This is a genomic window from Streptomyces spongiae, assembly GCF_009377185.1.
Classification (GTDB): domain Bacteria; phylum Actinomycetota; class Actinomycetes; order Streptomycetales; family Streptomycetaceae; genus Streptomyces; species Streptomyces spongiae.
Genome location: NZ_VJZC01000050.1, coordinates 25918 through 32518 on the forward strand (window position 1 = coordinate 25918; position 6601 = coordinate 32518).

A 6601-nucleotide genomic window follows, 5' to 3' on the forward strand; every position below is an offset into this window, starting at 1 on the left:
GAATGACACAGGCGATGCCCACTCCGGCGGAGCCCGCCGGGCTCGACTTCCCCCTCATCCGCAGGACCGGCTACCTGCTGCACAAGGCGGGCCTGCTCCTGATGGAGGACGCGGAGCAGGCGCTCATCGCGCAGGGCATGCGCATGCGCTACTTCTACGTCCTCGCGGCCCTGGAGAGTGGACTCAGTCTGTCCCAGCAGGATCTGAGCCGGCTGCTCAACCTGGATCCGACGACCATGGTGGCGCTGATCGACGAGATGGAGGGCGCGGGCCATGTGGAGCGCCGCCGCAACCCGTCGGACCGCAGGCGCTACATCCTGCGCCTGACCGACGACGGCCGCGAGGCTCTTGAGCGCGCCGGGCGCGCCGTCGACCAGGTGGAGCGGGACTTCCTGTCCACCGTGCCCGAGGCCGACCGTGACCGGCTGCGGACACTGCTCGGCGACCTGCTCGCCGACCGCTGGCCGCGTGTCATCGCCTGCGAATGACCTTCTTTTCCAGCCGTGTACGCGGATTCCGGAATTCCAGTAAAACGGAAATACGGAATCCGCGTACACGCGTATGATCCCTTTACTCCCGCCACCTCCCCCGTGTTAGCCTTCATATGTGGTAGGCGGACAAGATCCGCAACACGGGGGAAAGGTAAACGGGGGTAAATGAACAGCAAGGATATATTCTACGGATCTCTGGACAGCTGCCTCGGTCCCGGAAACGCACGCTTTTTCGGCAGCGGGTACAAGCGGGTCGTCCAGGAACTGAGGGACATCTCCACCGACGGCTCGGCCGAGCCGGGCGCGCTCATCACCGCTCGGGGAACCCTGACGTATCCACAGGACTGGTCCCGCAAGTCGGGCGCCGGTGAACTCCGGCCCCATCTCAGCAGCATCGACGCACTGGTACTGGCCGCGACCCTGGCCGAGGTGCACGTCAGCCGTGCCTTCGGCCTGACAGCCACGGAGCAGCGGCGCACCTGGCTGCGGCACGCGGACGTACGCGCCGGGAGCAGTCCGCACGAGGACCTCGCGGACTTTCCCGTGCGGGGCCGGCTCCTCGGAGGTGACAGCCCGGCCTCGGAGGAGTCCGCGCTGACCAGTACCTTCGACTGCCGTATCGGGGGACTGCGGGTGCGCTGCACGCTCGCCCACGAGCGTGGTTCCGGGACTGAGGGCCCCGCCACCTACGCCGACGCCTCCCAGGCCCTCGGGCCCGCGCGGGCCCGGCACTACGGCGAGGGTTACAAGAACCGCCACCAGCACGCGGACCAGGTCCATGTCGACCTCGACCGGCAGCGTGTCCTGGGACGGCAGCACGTCGTCGCCACGCAGACCGGCCTGGAGACGCTCGGGGCGGAAGCGGCGTTCGGACCGTCGGTTTCGCTGGTCGACGCCCTGGTGGGGGTGGCCCAGCTCGCCCAGGTCCTGCTCTACGCGCAGGACGGGCTGTCCCGGGGAAGCAGCAACACGCTCTGGATGAGGCGCTTCGTCATCAGCACCCGGACGCCGGTACGGCCTCTCGGCCGTAGATTCACCTCGACCGTCCGCACCGCCGGCACCCGGCTCCTCAGCATGGGTGGAGAGGCCTGGCGCACCGCGGACCTCGCCGTCGACGACTTCTCGGGGATCGGCGGCCGGTGCTCTCTCGCGCACCGGCTGCCCGCAGCCGCCTAGCCGCGCCGCGTTCACCCGGGCGAGCGGACCCTCTTCATCGCAGTGAGAAATGGAAGAGACGCGGGTGTATTCCCGAGGGTTGCGCCGCCACGGTAATTGCAACAGAACAACGGGGGAAATCAGTCATGCGCTTTTCACCGACGTTGCGCTTCGGAGAAGTGCTCGTCGTACTCGAAGGACCGGCTCGTATGCTCTGGAAGGAGCCCACGCCACATCCTGGTGCGAGCCGCTGGACACCCACGGGAATTTGGCCGGACGAGCGGCAGCTGGCGATGGTGCGCGAGCACCTGGAAAGCGAACGGCCACTGCTCGTCCTGCTGGACGAGGCCCGCAGTCGCGTACCGATGCTGCGGGAGGAGTGGCAGGCCGCACCCTGCCGGCTGCTGAAGGATCTGACGGGCACCTCCTCCGAGGACTTCGTGGACGACGAGGTCGTCGAACTGCAACTGCCGTTCCTCGACTGGTTGCCGCCCACGCACCGTGACCGCGCCGCCCGCTTCCTCGCGGACAGCGACGCGGCACTGTCCCGTACGCCCGTGGCGCTCCTGCCGGCGCTGATGACCGAGGAGACACACGACGAGCTGCCGCCGAGTCCGCGTTTCGCCCGGCGGCTCCTGCCGACCGCGCTGACCGCGGACCGGCTCGTCGCAGCCGTCGAGCACCTGTTCGCCGACGGTCCGCAGCAGTGCGCGGCCGGAAGCCACACGGGCGAGGGGGGCCGGTGATGGACACACGTCACATGGAGCGCCCTGGCGGCGACCTGTTCGCCGGTCCGCCGGGTGACCTGTGCCAGATGCCCAGCCACGAAGAGATCGGCTCGTTGATCGCCGTGACCGTGGCCGCCAACCTGGCGCTCGTCAACCGGCGGCTCGTGGATCACCGCCGCGCACATCGCGGTGCCGCTCCCGCCGGCCGAAGGAGCCACTGATGGGACGTTCGGTCATGGTCACCGGCGGCAACCGCGGCATCGGGCTCGCCGTGGCCCGTGCGCTGGCCGCCGACGGCGACCGCGTCGCCGTGACGCACCGCGACACCGAACCGCCCGAGGGGCTGTTCGCCGTACGCGCCGAAATGACGGACGCGAAGAGCATCGACACCGCCTTCGAGAAGGTGGAGGCGGAACACGGGCCGGTCGAGGTCCTCGTCGTCAACGCGGGCATCACCCGCGACACGCTGTTCCTGCGCATGGACGAGCGGGAGTTCACGGACGTCATCGACGTGAACCTGCACGGGGCCTTCCGCACCGTGCGGCGCGCCGTACGCGCGATGGTGCGCGCCCGCTGGGGCCGGGTCGTCCTGATGTCCTCGATGACCTACGCGTACGGCGCGCCGGGGCAGGTCAACTACGGCGCGGCCAAAGCCGGAATGCTCGGTATGGCCCGCTCCCTCGCCTGGGAGCTCGGTCCCCGCAACATCACGGTCAACATCGTCGCGCCGGGTCTGATCGACACGGACATGAGCCGTGAGATCACCGACCGCCGACGCGAGCACCTGCTGAGCATCACGCCCCTGGGCCGGTCCGGGGAGGTGGAGGACGTCGCCGCGGCGGTGCGCTATCTGGCGGGCGACTCGGGCCGCTTCGTGACCGGCGCGGTCCTGCCGGTGAGCGGCGGCCTCGGCCTGGGCGGATGACCCGCGCTCCGCGGCCCGCGGCATCCACAACACCCGACACCCCGGCTCCGGCCGGAACACCCACGACGAGAAGAGAGCACACCATGGGGAACCCAAGCACCCCGAGCGGTCCGGCCGGCTCGCCGCCCACGGCGCCCGCCGGGAAGCGCGGTCTGCACCTCGCCATCTCCGGCACGTACTCCAGCGGCAAGAGCACCACGACCGAGGCCCTGTCGATAGCGACCGGCATCCCGCGCACGCACGCCATGACCTCCCGCGAGATCCTTGTGGAGCTCATCCCGGGCAAACAGGTCCAGGAACTCACGGCGTCGGAGCTGACGATGCTCGGACTACGACGGCTCGAGGAGCGCATTCACCACGAGGCGGGTGAGGGGCCGTTCATCTCGGACGGCTCGGTGATCCACGAGTGGATCTACGGTGAGGCCCGGATGCGGGTCGGCATCAACCCGGGGGCCAACGTCCTCCTCAGGACGGTGAAGAACATCGCCGGGCTCCCGGTGAAGCGGTTCTACCGCGACTACATGTACGCGTACGGCGCGGTCGCCAAGTCCCGGGCCAAGCGGATCTACGACGCGTACGTGCACCTGCCGGTTGAGTTCGCTATGAAGGCCGACGGCCACCGGCCGGTCTCGGAGAAGTTCCGGAAGCTGTCCGACGACCTTCTGATCGAGACCCTGGAGGAGTTGCGGATTCCGTACCACGTCGTGGGAGGCAGCGTCCGGGAACGCGTGGAGCGGATCGTCGAGATCTTCGACCTGCCCTTGGTGATGCCGGTCGACGAGGCCATCGACCAGGCCCACGTCCGGGTGCGGCAGGCGATCGAGGTCCTGGAGACGGACGACCGGTTCCACGAGGCACAGCGCACCAAGTCCCTGCGCCGAAGGATCTCGTACGCGATGCGCTTCTGACCGTGAGCAGCGGGCGGTCGCTCCGGCGGCCGCCCGCTGTGCGGGGTGTGACGACGATGGTGACCGTCACACTGTCAAGATCATCGGACCGCTCGCCAACCAACAGCGTGTGCGGTTAAGTTGGTTGATGTTTCACAAAGGCCGACCCGGGGAGCATCCGTGCGACATGACCGCCCGTTGATCAACAGCAGCGTGCCGCACTCGGCCCGGATCTGGAACTACTGGCTCGGCGGCAAGGACTGCTACGAGATCGACCAGCAGGTCGGGGACGAGATCCGTAAGGTGAACCCGGAGATCGTCGACATCGCCCGCGCCCAGCGGGCGTTCCTGCGCCGTGCGGTCACCCATCTGACGACCGAGGTCGGCCTGCGCCAGTTCCTGGACGTCGGCACCGGCCTGCCGACGCTGGACAACACCCATGAGGTCGCCCAGCGGCTCGCGCCGGACGCGCGGATCGTGTACGTGGACCACGACCCGGTCGTGCTCGCGCACGCAACGGCACTGCTCAACAGCACTCCCGAGGGCGCCACCTCGTACGTGGACGCCGACCTGCGTGACCCGGACGTCATCCTGCGGAACGCGGCCCACACCCTGGACTTCGAGCAGCCGATCGCGCTGATGATGCTGGGGATCGCCGCGCACGTCCCCGACGACAGTGTGTACGGGATCGTGGGGCACCTCCTGGACGCGCTGCCGTCCGGCAGTCACCTCGTGTTCTGCGACAGCACGGAGGTGTACCAGCCGGAGGCCATGCGCGCGATGATCAAGCGCTGGAACGAGGCGAGCGACAACCCGCGCACGAATCGCACCCCGGACCAGCTGGCCCGCTTCTTCGACGGTCTCGACCTCCTGGAGCCCGGCCTGCTCTCCGTCGCCCAGTGGCGCCCCGAGCAGGCCGACGCCCACCTGCCGAGCGAGGTGGACAGCTTCGGCGGGGTGGCCCGCAAGCCGTAGGGCGAGCTGTTCGCGTGTGTGCCGGTCGGGGTGTCAGGCGGTGGGTTCGCTCTGGGCGAGGGCCTTCGCGGCGACGCCCAGGTCGGACACGAGGCCCGCGTACGCGGCCTCCCGGTCCTCGTGGGAGGCGCGCAGGATCGCCGACGGGTGGAGCGTCGCCACGACGTACGCGCCCTCCTCCTCGCCCGGCATCCGGAGCAGGGCGCCACGGTCCTTCGTGACCCGGAAGGAACCGCCCATCAGGGCCTTGCCCGCGGTCGCCCCGAGGGCCACCACGACGTCGGGACGCAGGAGGCGCAGTTCGGCCAGCAGCCAAGGTCGGCAGGCCGAGACCTCGCGCAGGTCCGGCGCCTTGTGGATACGGCGTTTGCCGCCCGGGGCACGGGTGAACTTGAAGTGCTTGACCGCGTTGGTCACGTACGCCTCGTCCCGGTCGATGCGGGCATCCTCCAGCGCCTTGTCGAGGAGTCGCCCGGCCGGTCCGACGAAGGGTTCGCCCTGCTTGTCCTCCTGGTCCCCGGGCTGCTCGCCGACCAGCACGATGCGGGCGGACTCGGAGCCCTCGCCGAAGACGGTCCGCGTGGCGTCCTCGTACAGAGGGCAGCCCTGGCAACGGGCGGCGGCGCTCCGGTGCGCGGCGAGGCCACCGCTGCGGGGCAGATACGGCCCGGCATCGTAGCCCTGGCCGTCCCTCGTTCTCTCCTTCGTGGGGTTCCTGGGGTTCGTGGCCTTCGAAGGGCGCATACGGCGTCACCTCCGCACGCCCGAGTACCCCCTCCGGCACGGCGAAAGCGTCGGGGCCGCCCCTCGAGATGCGAACAGACGCGCGGCGCAGTGCCATGGAGACAAGAGACGGCTCGCGTCACCCGGGAGGGACGATGCCCTCACAGATCCATCCGGAAGGCAGCGGACCGCCGGAGGCGGTGACCGACGCCACCGAACGGATCTTTGCGCTGGAGGAAGAGGTCCACCAGCTCAAGGAGGCCGTCACCTCGCACGCCGTCGTGGACCAGGCGATCGGCATGATGGTCGCGTGGGGCCGGGTCACGCCCGACCAGGGCTGGTCCGTCCTGCGGGAGGTCTCGCAGCACACGAACATCAAGTTGCGCAACATAGCCGAGATGATCGTCATCTGGGGCCGCAACGGGGAACTGCCACCGGAGATCCGGTCCGAGCTGGAGGACACCCTCGACCGCTACGGCCCGACCCAGATCCCGGAGGGGCCGACCGCTCCCTAGGTGTGCCGTCCGATGCCTGCTGTCTGACGTGTGCTGTTTGACGCGTGCTGTTTGACCATCGGAGTCGCCCGGGCAGCTCCGACGCGTTTCAGGTGGTTCATCCTGGTTAGTTCGAAGCGTTGAGGCATCCTTCTGACGAACCCAGCCCGGGAGGGTTCGACAGTGAGCTCGCCGTCCGGCCGCCCGGTCGAGGTTTCTCGAC

At 69.2% G+C, this 6601-nt stretch carries 9 protein-coding genes; 8 read left to right on the forward strand and 1 reads right to left on the reverse strand.

Features of this window, described 5'->3' with window-relative positions; translation table 11 throughout:
• The first annotated feature begins 2 nt into the window (after positions 1 to 2).
• The 7 genes from FNH08_RS10675 (at position 3) to FNH08_RS10705 (ending at position 5161) form a co-directional block, all read left to right on the forward strand.
• The gene (locus tag FNH08_RS10675; RefSeq protein WP_152771208.1) at positions 3 to 488 is read left to right on the forward strand and encodes a MarR family winged helix-turn-helix transcriptional regulator; all 486 of its coding nucleotides are present in this window, start codon (positions 3 to 5) and stop codon (positions 486 to 488) included.
• A gap of 168 nt (positions 489 to 656) precedes the next feature.
• Positions 657 to 1667, forward strand: a complete 1011-nt coding sequence (locus FNH08_RS10680; protein WP_152771209.1) for an AvrD family protein — start codon at positions 657 to 659, stop codon at positions 1665 to 1667.
• 188 nt (positions 1668 to 1855) lie between these two features.
• Positions 1856 to 2392: a hypothetical protein gene (locus FNH08_RS10685; RefSeq protein WP_228034031.1), complete on the forward strand. Its 537-nt coding sequence runs from the start codon at positions 1856 to 1858 to the stop codon at positions 2390 to 2392.
• Positions 2392 to 2595: a hypothetical protein gene (locus FNH08_RS10690; RefSeq protein ID WP_152771211.1), complete on the forward strand. Its 204-nt coding sequence runs from the start codon at positions 2392 to 2394 to the stop codon at positions 2593 to 2595. The genes FNH08_RS10685 and FNH08_RS10690 overlap by 1 nt, the downstream gene beginning before the upstream one ends.
• Complete coding sequence (gene fabG, locus FNH08_RS10695; protein ID WP_152771212.1) at positions 2595 to 3299, forward strand: 3-oxoacyl-ACP reductase FabG; 705 nt, start codon at positions 2595 to 2597, stop codon at positions 3297 to 3299. The genes FNH08_RS10690 and fabG overlap by 1 nt, the downstream gene beginning before the upstream one ends.
• Positions 3300 to 3382: 83 nt before the next feature.
• Positions 3383 to 4207, forward strand: a complete 825-nt coding sequence (locus FNH08_RS10700) for an ATP/GTP-binding protein (protein ID WP_152771213.1) — start codon at positions 3383 to 3385, stop codon at positions 4205 to 4207.
• A 159-nt stretch (positions 4208 to 4366) separates the two neighbouring features.
• Positions 4367 to 5161, forward strand: a complete 795-nt coding sequence (locus FNH08_RS10705; RefSeq protein ID WP_322724190.1) for an SAM-dependent methyltransferase — start codon at positions 4367 to 4369, stop codon at positions 5159 to 5161.
• Positions 5162 to 5194: 33 nt separating this feature from the next.
• On the opposite strand, the gene FNH08_RS10710 is transcribed toward FNH08_RS10705, so the two are convergent.
• A complete protein-coding gene (locus FNH08_RS10710; protein WP_152771214.1) occupies positions 5195 to 5905 on the reverse strand; it encodes a UdgX family uracil-DNA binding protein in 711 nt (236 codons plus the stop codon).
• A 134-nt stretch (positions 5906 to 6039) separates the two neighbouring features.
• Between FNH08_RS10710 and FNH08_RS10715 the strand changes: the two genes are divergently transcribed.
• On the forward strand, positions 6040 to 6399 hold the full coding sequence (locus FNH08_RS10715) for an ANTAR domain-containing protein (protein WP_152771215.1): 360 nt from the start codon (positions 6040 to 6042) through the stop codon (positions 6397 to 6399).
• Positions 6400 to 6601 lie beyond the last annotated feature (202 nt).

What these genes read in the sequence shown, in the direction of transcription:
- FNH08_RS10675 (WP_152771208.1), top strand. Translation starts at nt 3, where the DNA reads ATGACACAGGCGATGCCCACTCCGGCGGAGCCCGCCGGGCTCGACTTC.
- FNH08_RS10680 (WP_152771209.1), top strand. Translation starts at nt 657, where the DNA reads ATGAACAGCAAGGATATATTCTACGGATCTCTGGACAGCTGCCTCGGT.
- FNH08_RS10685 (WP_228034031.1), top strand. Translation starts at nt 1,856, where the DNA reads ATGCTCTGGAAGGAGCCCACGCCACATCCTGGTGCGAGCCGCTGGACA.
- FNH08_RS10690 (WP_152771211.1), top strand. Translation starts at nt 2,392, where the DNA reads ATGGACACACGTCACATGGAGCGCCCTGGCGGCGACCTGTTCGCCGGT.
- fabG (WP_152771212.1), top strand. Translation starts at nt 2,595, where the DNA reads ATGGGACGTTCGGTCATGGTCACCGGCGGCAACCGCGGCATCGGGCTC.
- FNH08_RS10700 (WP_152771213.1), top strand. Translation starts at nt 3,383, where the DNA reads ATGGGGAACCCAAGCACCCCGAGCGGTCCGGCCGGCTCGCCGCCCACG.
- FNH08_RS10710 (WP_152771214.1), bottom strand. Translation starts at nt 5,905, where the DNA reads ATGCGCCCTTCGAAGGCCACGAACCCCAGGAACCCCACGAAGGAGAGA.
- FNH08_RS10715 (WP_152771215.1), top strand. Translation starts at nt 6,040, where the DNA reads ATGCCCTCACAGATCCATCCGGAAGGCAGCGGACCGCCGGAGGCGGTG.